We start from the raw sequence: 361 nt of genomic DNA, 5'->3' as shown, positions 1-361 counted from the left end.
CGCGGCGATCGGCTCCGCCAGGCGGATGCCGGCGGTGGCGCGCAACTGCTGCACGCTGCGCTGCGGCTGCGCCGGCGACCCGGCCTGGGTCGGCACCACGGTGTAGGCGCCGGCGGCGTTGGGGCCGCCGATCACCCGCAGTTGCAGCTTGCGCAACAGCGCGTCCCAGTCGGCCAGGGTCATGCGCGCGTCCGGCACCACCCGGATCGCGTCGGCCGCCAGCGGCTGCGCGGCATCGCTGAGGGTGCGGTAGGCGGTGCTGCGCTCGTGCTCGGCGGACAGGCGCATGCCCAGCACGCCCAGGCCCACCGCCTGCAGCAGCGCGGCGGCGACCAGCGCCCGCGTGGTCCAGCTGGCGCGG

At 77.6% G+C, this 361-nt stretch carries 1 pseudogene; it reads right to left on the bottom strand.

Annotated features, from left to right (window positions below):
• Nucleotides 1-361, bottom strand: a pseudogene (locus D588_RS0108260) (zf-HC2 domain-containing protein); the annotation flags it as partial.

The sequence above is a fragment of the Xanthomonas sp. SHU 308 genome (assembly GCF_000364645.1).
GTDB lineage: Bacteria > Pseudomonadota > Gammaproteobacteria > Xanthomonadales > Xanthomonadaceae > Xanthomonas_A > Xanthomonas_A sontii.
This window is presented reverse-complemented; position numbering and strand designations above follow the sequence as displayed.